This window comes from Gemmatimonadaceae bacterium, from assembly GCA_020852815.1.
GTDB lineage: Bacteria > Gemmatimonadota > Gemmatimonadetes > Gemmatimonadales > Gemmatimonadaceae > SCN-70-22.
The window spans coordinates 311,294-327,726 of the sequence record JADZAN010000024.1; the positions used below are offsets into that span (position 1 = coordinate 311,294).

The following is a 16,433-nucleotide window of genomic DNA, read 5'->3' on the forward strand; positions in this document are numbered from 1 at the left end:
ATCCGATGTAGATGACCTACGCGCCTGCAACGGGCAAGAAGAATACCGCCCGCGGCGCGGAGGGGGGGACCGGGCCTGCTTCTTGCTCCCCCTAACGACCCTTGCAATCCCTACTTCGCACACGAATGCCCGCTCACACGCCGACGCACATCCTCGGCATCTCGGCCTTCTACCACGACAGCGCCGCCTGCCTCGTGCGCGATGGCGAGATCATCGCCGCCGGGAGCGAGGAACGTTTCACCCGCATCAAGGGTGACTCGAACTTCCCCGCCAAGGCGGTCGAGTTCTGCCTCAGGGAGGCGGGGATCGAGACATCGGCGCTCGACGCCGTTGCCTTCTACGACAAGCCGCTCCTCAAGTTCGAGCGCATCCTCGAGACGTACCTCGGCGTGGCGCCGCGCGGCTTCAAGTCGTTCCTCATGGCGGGCCCGCTCTGGATCAAGGACAAGCTCTACATGGATCGCCAGATCCGTGAGGCGCTCGACTTCCACGGGACCATGCTCTACGCCGAGCATCACGAGTCTCACGCCGCCAGCGCCTTTTTCCCGTCACCGTTCGAGGAGGCGGCGATCCTCACGATGGACGGCGTGGGCGAATGGGCCACGGCCTCCATTGGCCGGGGCGAGGGGAACGACCTCTCGATCCTGCAGGAGCTGCACTGGCCCGACTCGTTAGGGCTCCTCTACTCCGCCTTCACGTACTACACCGGCTTCAAGGTCAACTCGGGCGAGTACAAGGTGATGGGGCTCGCGCCGTACGGCGAGCCGAAGTACGTCGACTTGATCTACAAGGAGTTGCTCGACCTTCGCGACGATGGGTCGTTTCGCCTGAACCAGCGGTACTTCAACTACCTCGCGGGGCTCACGATGACGAGTCCCGCCTTCGACGCGCTCTTTGGCGGTCCCCCGCGACAGCCGGAGTCGAGGCTCACGCAGAAGGAGATGGACCTCGCGCGCTCGGTCCAGGTGGTGTGCGAGGAAGTCATGCTGCGCATGGCGCGGACGGCGCACACCATCACCGGCTCGCGGAACTTGTGCCTGGCGGGGGGCGTGGCGCTCAACTGCGTCGGCAACGGCCGGCTCCTGCGCGAGGGCCCGTTCGAGAACATCTGGATCCAGCCGGCTGCTGGTGACGCCGGCGGCGCCCTGGGCGTGGCGCAGCTCGCCTGGCACCGTCACTTCGACAAGCCGCGCAGCGTGGTCCCCGGAACGGACGCGATGAAGGGGGCATACCTGGGCCCGGCCTTCTCGCCGGCGGAGATCGAGCAGTACCTGCAAAACATCGGGGCACCGTACCTGCGACTCGATCGCCCGGATCTGCTGGAGCAGGTGGCGTCGCTCCTGGCGAACGAGAAGGTCGTCGGCTGGTTCGACGGTCGCATGGAGTTCGGCCCGCGCGCGTTAGGCGCGCGCAGCATCCTGGGCGATGCGCGCAGCCCGCGCATCCAGGCGCAGATGAACCTCAAGATCAAGTTCCGCGAGTCGTTTCGCCCGTTTGCGCCCAGCGTGTTGCGCGAGCATGTCTCGGAGTACTTCGAGCTGGATCGCGAGTCGCCCTACATGCTCCTCGTCGCCCCGGTCAAGGAAGAGCGCCAGGTTCCCATGACCGACGCCGAGCAGCGCCTGTGGGGGATCGAGCAACTGAACGTGGTGCGCTCCGACATCCCCGCCGTCACGCACATCGACTACTCGGCACGCGTGCAGACCGTGACGCACGAGACGAGCCCCAACTACTACGACCTCATCTCCGCGTTCAAGCGGCAGACGGGGTGCCCGGTCGTCGTGAACACCTCATTCAACGTGCGCGGCGAGCCGATCGTTTGTACGCCGGCCGACGCGTATCGCTGCTTCATGCGCACCCACATCGATGCCCTCGTGCTGTACCCGTTCCTCCTGGTCAAGGAGGGGCAGCCCGAGTGGAAGGAGACGGGAGATTGGCGGACCGAATTCCAGCTGGATTGAGCGCGCCGGCGTTCACGGCGAGGGACGGACGCAAGTTCGGCCTCACCGTCGGCGCCGCCTTCGCCCTCTTTGGCGCGATCTCGCGCTGGCGCGGGCACGACACTGCGCCGCTGGTGCTGTGGTCGTTAGGCGGTGCCCTCATCGCCGGCGGGGCGCTCATCCCCGCGCACCTCGGCGGCGTCTTTCGCGCGTGGATGGGGTTCGCCCACGCCCTGTCCAGGGTTACCACCCCCATCTTCATGGGGGTCATCTACTTCCTCGTCATCACCCCCATGGGTCTCGCCATGCGCCTGTTCGGGCGGGATCCGCTCGCCCATCGGGCGACCGGGACAGGTTACTGGGTCACCCGGACGCCCGATCCCGACAAAGCCACGTCGCTCAACCGACAGTTCTGATGCGGCTGGCGGGCTTGCCCCCTACCCGCTGATTGCATCCTTCCCCAGACCGACCAGGTGATTCCGTGTCGCAATCCTCGTTGACGCGCGAGCTGTGGGCCTTCATGAAGGCGCGCAAGAAGTGGTGGCTCCTCCCGCTCATCCTCCTCATGCTCCTTGTCGGGACGCTCCTCGTCTTCGCCAAGGGTTCGGTCCTCGCACCGTTCATCTACACGATCTTCTGACGGCGCGCGCGCTTGTCGCCGCGCGCAGGTATGCACAGGGGGCGCGGTCGCTGCTGACCGCGCCCCCGTGCCGTGTTCGCTTCCCTGACGACCGTTCGTTCGATGCATGCTCAGGGCGTGGGATCGTTCGGCGTCCCGCTCGCCGAGAAGCGGCGCGCCAGCTCCTTTCCCAGCGCCGAGGCGAAGCGCGGGGCGTCGCCCTGGTCGAGATGCGATCCGTCAAAGCAGTCAAAGCTGACGAGCTCGGGGAAGTCCTCGGCGGCGATCGCGACTGCGCGAGTCTCCCTGGCGAGAGGATCCCAGTACGTTGCCCGGGGATAGCGGCGCTCCTCGATGGCTCGCCGCGGGCCACACGCCGGGAGATAGAGCAGCACGACGCGACCGCCGCGATCGAGGATGCGGTTCACCGAATGCTCGATGCGCGCCACGAGGGCGTCGTACTCCGACTGGTTGGCGGGGCGCCCGGTCCGCTCGGCGATGCCGTACTCCAACCCGTGAAAGCCGGTGACCGGATCCCACGGACGCGTGGCCGTCAGCGCGCGCTGGTACACGGGGCCGAACCGATCCGGGCGCAGCGCGGCGTTGCCCGGCACCGGGAGGCGCCCCTCGCGCAGCTCGCGCACGAAGCGCCCCGGGAGGAGCGCCGGTGCGCGAAAGACGACATGCTGCAGGGCGTGGACACGCAGCCAGTCCTCCCACATGGCGGCGGGGCTCACGCGCTCGCGCCGGTAGCGCGCGATGACCTCGCGCCCGCGCACCTCCGAGCGCAGCGTGGCGTCGAACACGAACAAGGGGAGGATTTCCGCCAGGAGCAATCCGTGGAAGTCTGTCGAGTCGGCGAGGTACTCGAGCACCGGCAGCGGCGAGTTGCCGGGAAGGGAGAGGTTCACCGGCCGCGCGCCGGGGAATGCGCGGCGGAATGCGTCGGGGTCGAGCGCCGCCTGGATGCGCGACGTGCCCGCGACCACGGTCCCGCCGCTCTGGAGGCGGTTGAAGGCCAGTACCCACGACTCGTCGACCGACTCGACGCGCGGCCGGAAGCCGCGCGCGCGCCAGAGCACTTCCCATCCGCCAAGCACGACGACGACGAGGAGCATCGTCCAGCGCCAGGTGTGCCCCCAGCCGCCGACAGGCAGGCGGTCGTTAGAACTGGAAGTAGATGAACGCACGTTCGTCACCGGAAGCGAGGCAGATCGCGAGGACCATCGAGGCCAGAACCACAGGGCGCAACCAGCGGGGAAGTCCCTTCCACTCGTCCTCGATGCTGGAGGCGCGCATGCGCCAGTGGGCCGCCAGCAGCAAGACGGTGATCCCGACCACGATCGCGCGGTCCTGGTTGGTGAGGAGCATCTGGTCGCTCCCGCCCAGCAGCATGGCGCGGCTGATGCGCCAGGCGTCGGCCAGGGAGTGGGCGCGGAAGTACACCCACGTGACGCAGACCAGGGCGTACGTGCCCAGCGCCAGCGCCAGTTGCATGAGCGGGACGGACCAGACGCGCGCGCCGCCCCACAACTGCCGCGCTCGACGCTCGGCCACCAGGTACGTGCCGTGCAAGGCCCCCCACACGACGAAACGCCACGCCGCACCGTGCCACAGCCCGCCAATGAGCATGGTGAGCATCAGGTTCACCTGCGTGCGCGCTGCCCCGCGGCGGTTGCCGCCTAACGGGACGTAGAGGTAGTCGCGCAACCAGGTCGACAGCGAGATGTGCCAGCGCCGCCAGAAGTCGGAGAAGCCGACCGCCGCGTACGGGAAGCGGAAGTTGTCGGTGAGGACAAAGCCCAGGCACAGGGCACAGCCGATCGCCGTGGTGGTGTAGCCGGCGAAGTCGAAGAAGATCTGCGCCGAGAAGGCGAGCGTCCCCGTCCACGCGTCGATGAAGCCGGCGCGAGACGCGGCACCGAACACCGTGTCGGCGGCCGGGGCCAGCAGCGTGTCGGCCAGGATCACCTTCTCGAACAGGCCCAGCACCATCAGGGCGAGCCCCCACCCCAACTGGTCGCGCGTGGCGCGGCGAGGCTCGACGCACTGCGGGAGGAAGTCGGCGGCGCGGATGATCGGCCCCGCCACGAGGTGCGGGAAGAAGGTGATGAAGAAGGCGTAGTCGAGGAACGAGCGCCCCGGCTCCATCACCCGGTAGTACACGTCGATGGTGTACGACAGCGTGAGAAAGGTGTAGAACGAGATCCCGATCGGGAGGATGATGCTCCACTCCGGCGGTTGATACTCCACGCCGAACATCGCCACGAGCCGCGTGAAGTTCTCCAGCAGGAAGCCGCCGTACTTGAAGAAGGCCAGCACGCCCAGGTTGAACACGAGGCTGAAGCCCAGCAGCGCGCGGCGATACGATGGGCGCTCGCTGGCCGCCATGCGCTTCGCGATCTCCCAGTCGATCACCGTCGAGGCGATGAGGAGGAGCACGAAGGGGGGATTCCACGCCGCGTAGAAGATGTAGCTGGCCACGAGCAGCACCACCTTCCGCCCGGTCCAGCCGATGGGGAGGAGGTAGTACATCGCCATGACCACGGCGAAGAAGACGAGGAACGTGAGCGAGTTGAAGACCATGGGAGTGGGGGGCGGGCTGCTATCGGCGTCGGCGCGCGGTCATGGTCGCTGAGGGCGGAGCGAGGTGTTCCGGCTGGCGGCGCGGCACCCCTTTCCGCCAGTGGCGCGATCGAGCTCGGCGATCGCCGCCGTGAAGAGCGGGCGGTTCGCCGGCCAGTACTGCATCTCCCACCCACCATCCACCGCAAAGCCGCGATCGAGGCGCCCCGCCTCCCGCAGCCGAAGGTTAGGGGACGGGTTGGGGGTGCAGGGAATGGCGGTCGTGGCACAGGTGCGCGGCGTGAAACGCAGCGCGAGCCCGCTGCGCGTCACGAACTCGGTCACCGTCGGCGCAAAGGGCGTCGGCTGCAACAGCGTCGCCTCGCCGGGCACCATGAAGTTCTCCAGCACCACGCGCTTCCACGCCGCCAGCCTGCGATGCATGGGGGAGGGCGAGAGCACGGGGTGAATGAGGAGCGGGCTCACCCCCACCACGAGGAGGGCGAGCCAGTAGCGTCGCGCCGCCTCCCATGACGCGCCGCCACCAAACCGCCGAAAGCAGGCGGCGACCGCGAGCGCCGCCAGGATCCAGACCAGCGGCGACGCGTAGCGCGGTTCAGGAGCCAGCACGAACCAGGCAACGACGCCAATGGCCGGCGGCAGCGCGAGCCACGACCCACCGGGCGAATCGGTTCCGCGACGCCCCAGGACATGCCCCACCAGCAGCACCAAGCCCACCACCACGATGATGGCGACCGGAATCACCAGCATGTGCAGGTCGGCGGTGGCGCTCTCGGCGAACCATCGACCGAACCACCCCCCTAGCCCCACCTCGCCCATGATGACCTCGCGCTCGTCGACCGAGGCGCGCGACGAGAAGGCGGCGAAGGCGAATTCGCAGTCGGCATGCGCCTCGGGTGCCCGCCAGTCCACCGGGAAGGCGAAGGCGCTGGACGGGAAGAGCGGATAGCCGCTGAGTACCACGCCACGCCCCATCCACACGACGGCGATCACCGCGGGGACGAGAACGCTCCACGCCATCCCCCGGCGCAACAGGCGAGCGTCCGGTCGCTCCACCAGCAACCATCGCCCCAGGATGACAACCGCCAGCAGCACCGCCACCAGCGCGACGCTCACCTTGAACGTCACCGCGATCGCCATGAACGCGAGGACGCAAAAGGCGCGATAGGCGCGTTCCACGGGGGGCGCCCCGCGATCCGTCAGGAACTTGAACGACTCCGAGGCCGCCATGAGCAGGAAGACGGTCTCCGGGAGGTCGGTGGCAAAGCTGGTGAGCCAGTCCTGCACCACCATGTTCGTTGCCGGCGCGATGAAGACCGCGTCGAACACCCCCTGCAACCGATCGCTCCCGCTCGAGCGCCAGACGCGGAACAGGCCAAGCCACGCGAACGACAGGAAGGCCTGCAGCAGCAAGCCGTTGGCGATGTGGTGCGCCTCGCCGCTCCACGGCCCCGCATCGAGCAGCGCATCGTACACGAACGAGCCGTTGTTGAAGCCCAGCGGTCCGAAGAGATTCGCCAGCCCGGGGACCGTCGGGTAAGCCTTGGCCCACAGCACCCCCTGATAGTGATACAGGGCGGTGTCGGAGTTGATGAGCGGGCTGCGACAGAGGTTCGCCACCCACAGCGCCGACACGATGAGCACCGCGGGAAGCCACCGCGTGCGCGCCCATGGCTCGTCGCGCCCCAGCGCTCTCAGCGCCCGGCGCCATGGCACCAACGCCCCGAGCCCCCCGGCGACGACAATCGCCAAGGGGGCGCCGTTGATGGGGAGGACAAACGTCCACGCATAGAGGAGCGCGACCGCCAGCCCCACTCCAACGAAGAACGCCACCGGGACATCGCGAACTGCCAGCGATTGCACGCCAAACGCGCGGCGCACCGACAGCCCCAACCCGACGAAGGCGGCGGCGAGCACCACCTGCGACAGGAGAATGGCGAGCGTTCCCGCGAGGGCGGCGGCGATCACGATCGGGGAGGGGGTGTGGAGCGCAGGGGGTCTCTTCGAGCGGGGGAAGCACCGGCGAGACGATCACCAACCGATGGGTGACGCTGCCGTGTACGGTTCCTGCAGGAGACGGATCGTCCTCCACATGCAGCATTGGTACCAAGACGTCAGGCCCGTTTCCACGGGCTGCGCGCGCGACGCGACCGGTCGTTGCGCCGCCGACCCAGGTGAGTGAAACAGGAGAGCGAAGGATTGAACGACCACGCGGCGCCCCCCGTCGGCGGCGATACCACCCAGTCGGCCGCGCGCATCACCGCGCGCACCGATTCACGCACCACGCTCGGCGAGCTCCTGGCCCTCGCTTGGTGGTTCGGATTGGCCGGGGGAATCGCTTACGCCGCCACACAGGTGGTGCGCCATCGCATCCTGGGGCGCTTTGCCTGGGTCAGCCCCGACCTCCCCTGGATGTCGGTGCTGTCGCACACCCTCCTCTTCCTCCCCCTGGCCCTCCTCATCGCCCTCGTGGCGCGCGCTCGACCGTGGGGGCGCGTGGCGGCGTGCGGCTCCTTTGCCTTCCTGGCGACGCTCTCCCAGCTCCTCCCGTACGAACAGATCGCGCGCGTCGCGCAGGTCATCGTCGCCCTGGGCGTCGCCACGCAGTTCACGCGGATCTATACCGCGCAGGCGTCGCGACTGCGCCCTCGGCTACTCTCATCGGCCGTCGTTGGCACGCTCCTCGTCGCACTGCTGGGCGTGGGGAACCGCGCCTGGGGAACGTGGCAGCGGACGCGCGCGCTCGGCGCGCTCCCGGCACCCCAGGCCGGCGCGCCCAACGTCCTGCTGATCATCCTCGACACGGTGCGCGACGCGAACATGTCGCTGTATGGCTATCGCAAGCCTACAACGCCGCAGCTCGAGCGCCGCGCCGCCGATGCCGTCGTCTTCGACCGCGCCTTCTCCACCGCGCCCTGGACGCTCCCGTCGCACGCGACGCTCATGACGGGGCGCTACCCGAACCAGGTGCGCTACGACTGGCGCTACCCCGTGCAAAGCGAAGGGCCAACGCTCGCGGAGCTGTTCCGCGACCGCGGCTATCGCACGGGGGGATTCGTGGCCAACCTGCTGTACACGTCGCGGGAGTCGGGGATAGGACGCGGCTTCATCGACTATCGCGACTATCCGGTCTCGCTCCGGATGATCATGACGCACTCCCCGCTTGGGCAGAGCCGCTTCCTGCAGAACATCGTCGGCGTGCGAACGCGCGAGCAGGTGCTGCGCGTCATTCGGCGCTTCAGCCTGATGCCGAGTGGCCTTCCCGCCGACGAGCCGATTCCCGCCGTCGACATCTCCAACGCCTTCCTCGACTGGCAGGTGCAAGACGCTGGACGACCGTTCTTTGCATTCCTGAACTACTTCGACGCCCACGGTCCCTATCGCGCCCCGTCGGCGTACTACCGGCAGTTTGGCGACTCCACGAAGCAGGTCGATCGCTACGACGCGGCCATCGCCTACCTCGACGCCGAGCTTGGGCGCGTCCTCGACACGCTCGCCGCGCGCGGTGCGCTCGACAACACGGTGGTCGTCATCACCTCCGACCACGGCGAGCTGTTTGGGGAACACGGACTCAAGGGGCACGCCAACGGGCTCTATCTCCCGCTGCTCCAGGTTCCGCTGATCATCCGCTTTCCCGCCAAGGTCCCCGGTGGGGAACGGGTGCGCGAGGCGATCTCGCTGCGCGACGTGGCCGCGACCATCGTCGAGCTGTCGGGGTTGCCGCCTAACGCGCTTCCCGGTACGTCGCTGGCGCGGACCTGGTCGGCTCCCGGCGCGGGGAGCGAGCGCGCCGCAGGGAGTGCGATCGTCTCCGAGGTCACGAGGGGGCGAAACGTCAGCCCGTCGTTCCCGAATGCGAAGACCGGGCTCGTCGGCATCATCGACGCCGAGCATCACTACATCCGCAACGGGTTCGGGACCGAGCAGCTCTTTCGCTACCGCTCCGACACCGCCGAGCAGTTCGACCTCGCGGCGCACTCGGGGAGCGACACCACGCGTGCGCGCCTGCGCGCCGCCCTCGAGCGAGTGATCCCGGGGCGCTGAAACGGCCGCGCTCGTTAGGGTGCCATATCGGAAATGGCATCAGCGCGCCGGCGCCAAGCGTCGGCCTGGAACCGCGGACCATTCATGAAATGGCGTCAGGATCGGCTGCGGTCGCCGACGGTGCAAATGAGATCCAGGTCACATCGTCGGATGTGACGGCATGGGAGTATTCCGGTCGCTCGCGATCGCCGCGCGTCGCTTGCGCCAGCGTCGACGTCAGGTTCGGCGTTAGGTGCGACGTCAGGTTCGGCGCCAGTTCGGCGTTTGGTTCGGCGTTAGGTTCGAGGCCGCGAGCGTGACCCCGTTGCCGGAGGCAGTCCGCACCGCATGTTCGACCCCGACGCCTCCTCGGCGCGCCCGGCAGCGACGGCCACACCGGGGACGACTGGCACGGCGGTGCAACCGCCGTCCGCGCGCGAGCTGCTGTCCATCGCCTGGGGGTTGGCGCTGGCCGCTGGCGTTGCCTATGCGCTCACGCAGTTCGTGCGACAACGTGTGCTGCACGAGCTCGCCTTCGTGAGCCGCGACGTGTGGTGGATGTCACCGATCGCGCACCTGATGATCTTCGCGCCGCTGGCGCTGGTGTTCGCCCTCGTGCTGCGCGGGCGCCCGCGGGGGCGCGTGGTGGCGTTCGCGACCTTCGCCTTCCTCGCCGTCATCTCCCAGCTCCTCCCGTACACGGCCATCGCATCGTGGGCGCAGGTCATCCTCGCCGCGGGCGTCGCGGTGCAGCTGGCGAGATGGTACTCGCAGGCGTCGCCCGCGCGGCGTGGCGCGCTGGGGACCGCCACGCGCGTTGCCACGGTGGGCGTGGTGGCGCTGGCCCTGACACAACAGGGATGGCGGGTGGAGCGGCGTCACTCGATGCTCGCCGCACTCCCTGTTGCGGCTGACGGCGCCCCGAACGTCCTCCTCCTCATCCTCGACACGGTCCGCAGCGACAACCTGAGCCTCTACGGCCACCACCGCCCCACCACCCCCAACCTGCTGCGGCGCTCGGCCGAGGCGACGGTCTTCGAGCAGGCGTTCGCCACGGCACCGTGGACCCTCCCCTCGCACGGCTCCCTCCTCACCGGGCGCTACGCGAGCGAACTCCCGCACGACTGGCTGCGCCCCATCAATCTCGAAGGTGAGACGGTCGCCGAACGCTTTCGCGACAGCGGCTACCTCACCGCGGGGTTCGTCGCCAACCTCTCCTACACGTCGTACGAGACCGGGCTGGCCCGCGGCTTCATCGAATACCACGACTATCCGCTCGACCCGCGACTCATCCTCAAGCACTCCCCCCTCGCCCTGAGCGGCGCGGTGCAGCAGGTGGCGCGCATCCGGTCGATGGACGATGCCAGGCGGGCCGTGAGCCGCCTCCGGCTCGCGCCCGGCGGGCACGCGGGGTGGCACCCCGTGCCGGCACAGGACGTCACGAACCGCTTCCTGGCCTTCGAGCGCAAACGCGGTGCGCGCCCGTTCTTCGCCTTCCTCAACTACATGAATGCGCACGACCCCTATCGCGCCCCGGACTCCGTCCTGGCTCGATTCGGCGACGGGCGCAGGCCGGTGGACCGCTACGACGCCGCGATCGCGCGCCTCGACGAGGAGATCGGGCGCCTCCTCGACTCGCTCCAGCGGCGCGGTGCCCTCGACAACACCATCGTCGTCGTCACCGCCGATCACGGCGAACTGTTCGGCGAGCACGGGCTGCGCGGACACGCCAACGCGCTCTATCGCCCGCTTCTGCAGGTCCCGCTCTTCGTGCGCTATCCGGCGCGCGTCCCGCGCGGTGCGCGCGTGCAGGACGAGGTCTCGCTGCGCGACATCCCGGCCACGCTCCTCGACCTCGCGGGGATCGCGCGCGGCACCATTCCCGGGCAGTCGCTGGCGTGCACCTGGACCCCGCAGGCCGATGGCGTGCCAAGTCCCGCCGTTGCCTCGGTGATCCAGGGGCGCAACGTGAGCGCCCGCTTCCCCAACGCGGCCACGCCGCTCGCCACCGTCATCGACGACGACCAGCAGTTGATCCGGAATGCGAGGGGAGAGGAGCAGCTGTTGAACTACCGCGAAGACCCCACCGAGGTCGTCAACGAGGTGCAGGACCCCCAGGTGCGGTCGGAGGTCGCGCGCCTGCGCGCCATCCTCGCGAGCGTCGCGCACGGGCGGTAGCCAGTCCCCCCTCGGCTGATGCGTCGCCGAGTGAGCAGTGTGGGATGCCCGCGACAGCTGCGGAGCGCGCCGTCGGAAGGAGGGGGTACTGCCCCCCGGATAGGGGTTGGTGACGATAGTCACGAGATTGGCGCAAAAGGGGGAGGCGACGTGCACGCATCTTGCCCCGACTGGGAACTCCCCCCGTCCCAACCCACCCGACAATCCAACGCGTGTCCGTGCCGTCCACCCAAGCGCCGTCGCAGGGGAGCACCCCTGTTCCGGCGAGAGCGGTCGCCAAGTGGTCTGGTGCCTGGTCGAGCTTCATCGTCGACCTGCCGGTGGCGCGCGCTGTGGTGGGATGCGTCGCGCTGCTGCACCTCGCCATAGTCTGGCTTACGCGCGTCCCGGGGATCGGCTGGGGGGAGGACGATGCGCAGTACTTCCAGTTGGCGCGAAACCTCGTCCGGTTCGGCTATCACGAGCAGTGGGACATCGCGGCGCCCCTGCATGTCCGCTATCCACCGCTCTTTCCCGCATTCCTCGCGGCGGTAGGGCTGCCCGCGGGCTGGAACGTCGACGCGATGCTGCTCGCCGTGGCGCTCTGTTCGGCGCTGGCGGTCGTGGTCTTCTTCGATGCGGCGCGCCGAGTGGTGGGCGTGGAAATGGCGCTCCTCGCCAGTATTCTGTGGGCGCTGAATCCGCTCATGGTGAAGACCAGCGGGTGGCTCCTTTCCGAGCCGCTCTTCAACCTCCTCTTCGTCATCGCCCTGTGGGGAATCGCGCGCGAGGAGGAGGGGGGGCGTTACGGCGTGCTGGCGGGGGCGGCGCTATCGGCCGCCGCGCTCACGCGTACGGCGGGACTGGCCATGGTGTGCGGGCTGATCGTCTGGTGGCTCTTCAAGCGCCGCTGGCGCCGAGCCGCCACGCTGGCTGTCGTGGCGGGGGGGACGATCGGCGTCTGGCTCGTCTACTCCTTCATGGCTCCCGAGTCGGAATCACAGCGTCTCTACTCGGCCGACCTGGCCAAGATCATCAGCTCGGCGCCGCAGGCGCCGCCCAGAACGAATGGCGTGCAGCACGATGGAGGCGCGGCGCCCACTACGGTTGCGCCGGCACCCCCGCCAACGGCGCAGCGACTGGAGCAACGGCTGCTGCGCATCGCCACCAACACGCTGCCAACGGTCCTGTCGTTCCGCACCGTGCAGCACACCATCGTCGATAATGTCGCGTGGCTGGTGGTCATGGTCATCACGGCGAGCGTGGGGGCGTGGGTCATGTTGCGCCGCTGGCCCGGCGCCGCGCTCGCGCTGGGGGCCTACCTGGCGCTGCTGACAGTTTGGACGTGGATGATGGATCGGTACTTCAGCCCGGTCATCCCGCTCATCTACCTGGCGATGTTGCTGGGCGCCTCGTCGCTACTTGCCCGCTTGCTCCCGCGGTGGCGCACGGCGGGGGTCCTTGCCCTCGTCGTGCTCCTCATGCTGGGCGAGATCCCGACGCTGGGCGCGCTCACCGTGGAGCGCTCGCGGTGCGATCGCGACCAGGTGACCACCTCACCGGGATGCTATCCCCCCGACGAGCGCGCGTACCTGCAAGCGGCGCAGTGGGTGCGCGACTCGACCCCGCCGGGGGCGGTCTTCATGGCGAGCAAGGAGGCGGCGTTCTTCACGCACGCGGGGCGTCGCACCGTGAACCAGATTGCAGCGCTCCGGGAGGACTCGGCCACCATCATCGCCTACCTTCGCCGTGTAGGGGTGACGCACGTGGTGGTGGGGCCGGTCGGCGTGCGCAGCCTGCGCCACGGGCGGTTGATGGCGCGTGTGTGTGACGACCTGATCCTGCTGCGCGCCTTTCCTCGCGAGTACGCCGTGCTGCGCGTGCGCGAGCCAGGCGAGGCGCGCGATGGAGGCGAGGCGTGTGACGCCCTGCGCTCGTGGCGCGACCGTGTTGCACCTGCCGACCCGCCACGCCGGCGCGTGCGCTCCTACTTCGAGAGGAAACCGCCAGCCGCAACAAGCGTCGCCCCATGACCCCGGGCGAAGATGTCGCTTCGGCGTGAGGGGTGGCGCGTCAGGAGCGCGCGCTTTCCTTCAGTGTGATGGGTCCCGCCGCGTCGTTCGTGCGCCAGTGCGAGGTGAGGCGGAAAATCACGAGGCGGTGGAAGAACTCCCAGCAGGTCGTGGCCCGCACGTGGGAGAGGCCGGCGCCGCGCATGCGCGCGAAGACGTTGAACTCCAGCACGCGCAGCCCCATCTGGTGCGCCTTGACCATCACCTCCGGGTCGAGGAGCCAGTCCCTCGACTGCAGCTCCATGGCGCGCACGACATCGGCGGGGAGGAGCTTGGGGCTGCCGTTCACGTCGATCGACGCCAGGCCGGGCCACAGGATCCGGACGAAGATGTTGTACGACGTGGAGACGAGCTTGCGCAGCACGCCATCCATGCGGAAGCGGCGCCGGACCTTGGCCAGCACGCGCCCGCGAGTCGCGGCCGCGGCCTCATACAGTCGCACCACGTCCTCGGCATCCACCTGGCCGTCGGCCGGGATGAAGCCGATCCACGGGGCCGTGCACAGCGGGATGCCGTGCAGGATGCCGTTGCCGTAGCCTTGGTTGACCTGGACGCGCGTGGGAACGATCCCGGGATAGCGCGCCTTGAGCGCCGAGATGACTTCGCCTGTGCCGTCCTTGCTTCCGTTGTCGACCGCCACCAGCTCCAGCTGGTATCCCGCGGCGGCAAACGCCTGCATCATTTTCGGGATGGTGTACTCGAGGACTTCTTCCTCGTTGTAGCAGGGCATGACGAACGAAACGTCCGGCCGGCGAGTGTCGGCGGGTCGCGGTTCGTGGGGTGACGGTTCGGTGCTCGGGAGCGAAGTGGAGATCACGCGGTGGTGAGTGCGGTGTCGAGCGCGCGCTCGTCGGCGCTGTGCATGGTCCTGCGCAGGTCGCGGGCGAACATCGTGCGAGTGAACTTGCCCAGCCCGGCCGGGTGCTCGCCGAAGGTCGCCATACGGCTCAGGATGAGCGCCTTCTTGTCGCCCTCGACGATGGCCCTGTAGCGCACACGTTCATCGGTGCTGTAGTCCTCGAGAGGACGCACGTAGCCTTCGCCACGCCACTTCTCGACATCATAGCGGCTGGTCCACGCCGGGGTCGCTTCGAGCGTCTCGGCGAACGGGGTGTGGAGCATCACGCAGTGCAAGTAGCGCACCATCGACTGGCGCGCGTCATCGCCCTGCGTCGCGCCGCGCTCGGCGAGAATCCGCTCGATGCCGCGCCCCAGGAAGTCGATCGCCTCCTGGGATACATAGAAACGCCCCAGCATCGAGTACTTCGACAGCAGGTTGCCGCCCTTGCTCCCGTCCACCAGCGACTGGAAGTTGGCGCGCGCCCAGGCCACGCACTCCTCCTTCGTGTCGAACAGCTCCTCGCGGCTCTCGACGACGAAGTCATCGATCACCCTGCGGAAGGCGAGCGGCGCCTCGTCGAGCAGCTGGTGCAGGCGCACCACCAGGTCGAACGCCTTCACGCCGTGATGGCGCGCGTACTCGAACGCCTCCTCGAAATTCCCCTCGTAGTGGAAGATCGTGAGGAGGAGGTGGAAGACCCGCGTCTCGAAGTACTCGGCGTAGCTGAAGGTCGGCGTCTCGACGACCATCTCCTCGACCTCGACCAGGTCTTCACCCGTGCCGTAGTTGCCCAGGTTGCGCGCAACCACGCGCCATTTTGTCTTGAAGCCGAACTTCGCGCGCTGCTCGGGATTCGAGAGCGGGGCCCCGTGCAGCAGCATCAGCTGGTGCGCCGACACGCGCTTCACGCCACTGTCGAGGAGGTCGGAGACCGATTGCATGAACGACGCCTTGGTCTCGCCCGGCATCGAGAGGATCAACTCGCCGTAGGCTTGCATCCCTTGCGCCTGCACTTCCTTCTGGATCTCGGCGTAGGCGTCGAGCGAGATGTTGGAGCGCTTGATGTTCTCCAGCACCTCGGGATTGAGCGATTGCACGGCCGACGTCATCGGGAGCGTGCCGCGCACCGTGCGCATCACCTTGATCACGCGATCGGCGCGGTTCTTCCCCGTGGTGGTGCGGATATAGCGCGGCCAGCCAAAGCGGTCTTGCAGATAGGCGATGTACTCGGCGATTTCCTGGTCGCGCTCGTACATCCCGAAGTTGTCGTCGGCGAAGCAGACCGGGAGTTCGGGGCGCACGCGCTCGGCGATATGCAGCAGGTCGCGGCAGACGTTCTCCACCGAATGCGCGAAGACCTTGCTGTTTTCCTTCACTGACGAGTTGCAGAACTGGCAGGTGAACGGGCACCCGCGGGCAATCTGCAGCATGGGGAAGTAGCCGCTCGAGTAGAACGGGTCCATCCACCCCGTGATGTACGGCGAGGGGATCTCGTCGAGGTCGGTGATGCGGGGGAGCGATGCCCCGCGCACGAAGGCCCCGGTCCTCGGGTCGATCCAGTCGTTCCCGGGCACCGTCTCCTCCAGCAGCCCCTCGCGCGATCCCTGCACGTCCACCAGTCGCTGCATGATGGCCAGGAAGGCGCGCTCGCCTTCGTATGTCGGGCCGCGCACCGCCAGGTCGATCTCGGGCATGGTGCGAAGGTGCGACTCCATCTCGGGGAGGGTGAGCGGGTAGTTGGGCCCTCCCATCATCGTCACGACACCCGGGTCGCGCCGCTTGGCGAAGCGTGCGAACGACTTGGCCAGTTCGTGGTTCCAGGCGTAGCTCGAGAGCGCGAGGACGTTCGGGGGGGCGCTCTCGAGGGCGGCGCGCAGCTCCTGGGGTTCCCGGAAGATCCGCAGCTCGACCGGTTTGAGGCTCCGCAGGTACGCCGACGTGTACGCCGCAAGGTTGGCGACGCCGATCGGGTAGATGTCGGAGCTGAACGTCTGGAGGTTGTGACCGAGGTCGGCGAGGTAGACGCGCATGCGGCAGCGGAGCCCTGAAATGGACGGAGGCCATGAGGATGTCAGGGTGGGATCGTCGCATTTCGCGACGGTTCCTGACCGAGGGCGGCGCTCGATGCCCCCTCCGAGTCACAAGGAAGTTGCAAAAGACGCGCCGGGCTCAGGCTTTTCGTTGCCGCTTGACCG

Annotated in this window: 11 protein-coding genes; 6 read left to right on the forward strand and 5 right to left on the reverse strand. The window is 68.3% G+C overall.

The window, feature by feature from the left end:
- The first annotated feature begins 125 nt into the window (after positions 1 to 125).
- From IT359_14570 to IT359_14580, 3 genes are all read left to right on the forward strand, one after another.
- Positions 126 to 1,961: a carbamoyltransferase gene (locus IT359_14570; GenBank protein MCC6930206.1), complete on the forward strand. Its 1,836-nt coding sequence runs from the start codon at positions 126 to 128 to the stop codon at positions 1,959 to 1,961.
- Positions 1,958 to 2,356, forward strand: coding sequence for a hypothetical protein (locus IT359_14575; GenBank protein MCC6930207.1), 399 nt, complete (start codon positions 1,958 to 1,960; stop codon positions 2,354 to 2,356). Before IT359_14570 ends, IT359_14575 begins: the two co-directional genes overlap by 4 nt.
- Before the next feature lie 65 nt (positions 2,357 to 2,421).
- Positions 2,422 to 2,580 carry a hypothetical protein gene (locus IT359_14580; GenBank protein MCC6930208.1) on the forward strand — a complete coding sequence of 53 codons (159 nt, stop codon included), beginning with the start codon at positions 2,422 to 2,424 and terminating at the stop codon, positions 2,578 to 2,580.
- A gap of 110 nt (positions 2,581 to 2,690) precedes the next feature.
- Here IT359_14580 and IT359_14585 read toward each other — a convergent pair whose 3' ends face one another.
- From IT359_14585 to IT359_14595, 3 genes are read right to left on the reverse strand one after another with little or no spacing between them, the layout of a single operon-like run.
- A complete protein-coding gene (locus tag IT359_14585; GenBank protein MCC6930209.1) occupies positions 2,691 to 3,677 on the reverse strand; it encodes a hypothetical protein in 987 nt (328 codons plus the stop codon).
- Between the two features lie 46 nt (positions 3,678 to 3,723).
- The gene (locus IT359_14590) at positions 3,724 to 5,145 is read right to left on the reverse strand and encodes an MBOAT family protein (GenBank protein ID MCC6930210.1); all 1,422 of its coding nucleotides are present in this window, start codon (positions 5,143 to 5,145) and stop codon (positions 3,724 to 3,726) included.
- A gap of 39 nt (positions 5,146 to 5,184) precedes the next feature.
- A complete protein-coding gene (locus tag IT359_14595; protein MCC6930211.1) occupies positions 5,185 to 7,113 on the reverse strand; it encodes a hypothetical protein in 1,929 nt (642 codons plus the stop codon).
- A gap of 231 nt (positions 7,114 to 7,344) precedes the next feature.
- Here IT359_14595 and IT359_14600 point away from each other — a divergent pair, with 231 nt between their 5' ends.
- The 3 genes from IT359_14600 to IT359_14610 all read left to right on the forward strand — a co-directional run bounded on the left by IT359_14600 (position 7,345) and on the right by IT359_14610 (position 13,358).
- Positions 7,345 to 9,189: a sulfatase gene (locus IT359_14600; protein MCC6930212.1), complete on the forward strand. Its 1,845-nt coding sequence runs from the start codon at positions 7,345 to 7,347 to the stop codon at positions 9,187 to 9,189.
- 327 nt (positions 9,190 to 9,516) lie between these two features.
- Positions 9,517 to 11,346 (forward strand): sulfatase-like hydrolase/transferase, encoded by a 1,830-nt coding sequence (locus tag IT359_14605; GenBank protein ID MCC6930213.1) that lies wholly within the window; start codon positions 9,517 to 9,519, stop codon positions 11,344 to 11,346.
- Positions 11,347 to 11,564: 218 nt separating this feature from the next.
- The gene (locus tag IT359_14610; GenBank protein ID MCC6930214.1) at positions 11,565 to 13,358 is read left to right on the forward strand and encodes a glycosyltransferase family 39 protein; all 1,794 of its coding nucleotides are present in this window, start codon (positions 11,565 to 11,567) and stop codon (positions 13,356 to 13,358) included.
- Between the two features lie 40 nt (positions 13,359 to 13,398).
- Here the strand turns inward: IT359_14610 and IT359_14615 are convergent, their stop codons facing one another.
- Positions 13,399 to 14,127, reverse strand: a complete 729-nt coding sequence (locus IT359_14615; GenBank protein ID MCC6930215.1) for a glycosyltransferase family 2 protein — start codon at positions 14,125 to 14,127, stop codon at positions 13,399 to 13,401.
- An 83-nt stretch (positions 14,128 to 14,210) separates the two neighbouring features.
- The gene (locus tag IT359_14620; protein MCC6930216.1) at positions 14,211 to 16,268 is read right to left on the reverse strand and encodes a cobalamin-dependent protein; all 2,058 of its coding nucleotides are present in this window, start codon (positions 16,266 to 16,268) and stop codon (positions 14,211 to 14,213) included.
- Positions 16,269 to 16,433: the final 165 nt, after the last annotated feature.

Bases quoted from the DNA above. Each gene is read 5' to 3' on its own strand.
- IT359_14590 (MCC6930210.1), bottom strand. From the start codon at position 5,145: ATGGTCTTCAACTCGCTCACGTTCCTCGTCTTCTTCGCCGTGGTCATG.
- IT359_14605 (MCC6930213.1), top strand. From the start codon at position 9,517: ATGTTCGACCCCGACGCCTCCTCGGCGCGCCCGGCAGCGACGGCCACA.
- IT359_14615 (MCC6930215.1), bottom strand. From the start codon at position 14,127: ATGCCCTGCTACAACGAGGAAGAAGTCCTCGAGTACACCATCCCGAAA.
- IT359_14620 (MCC6930216.1), bottom strand. From the start codon at position 16,268: ATGCGCGTCTACCTCGCCGACCTCGGTCACAACCTCCAGACGTTCAGC.
- IT359_14585 (MCC6930209.1), bottom strand. From the start codon at position 3,677: ATGCTCCTCGTCGTCGTCGTGCTTGGCGGATGGGAAGTGCTCTGGCGC.
- IT359_14570 (MCC6930206.1), top strand. From the start codon at position 126: ATGCCCGCTCACACGCCGACGCACATCCTCGGCATCTCGGCCTTCTAC.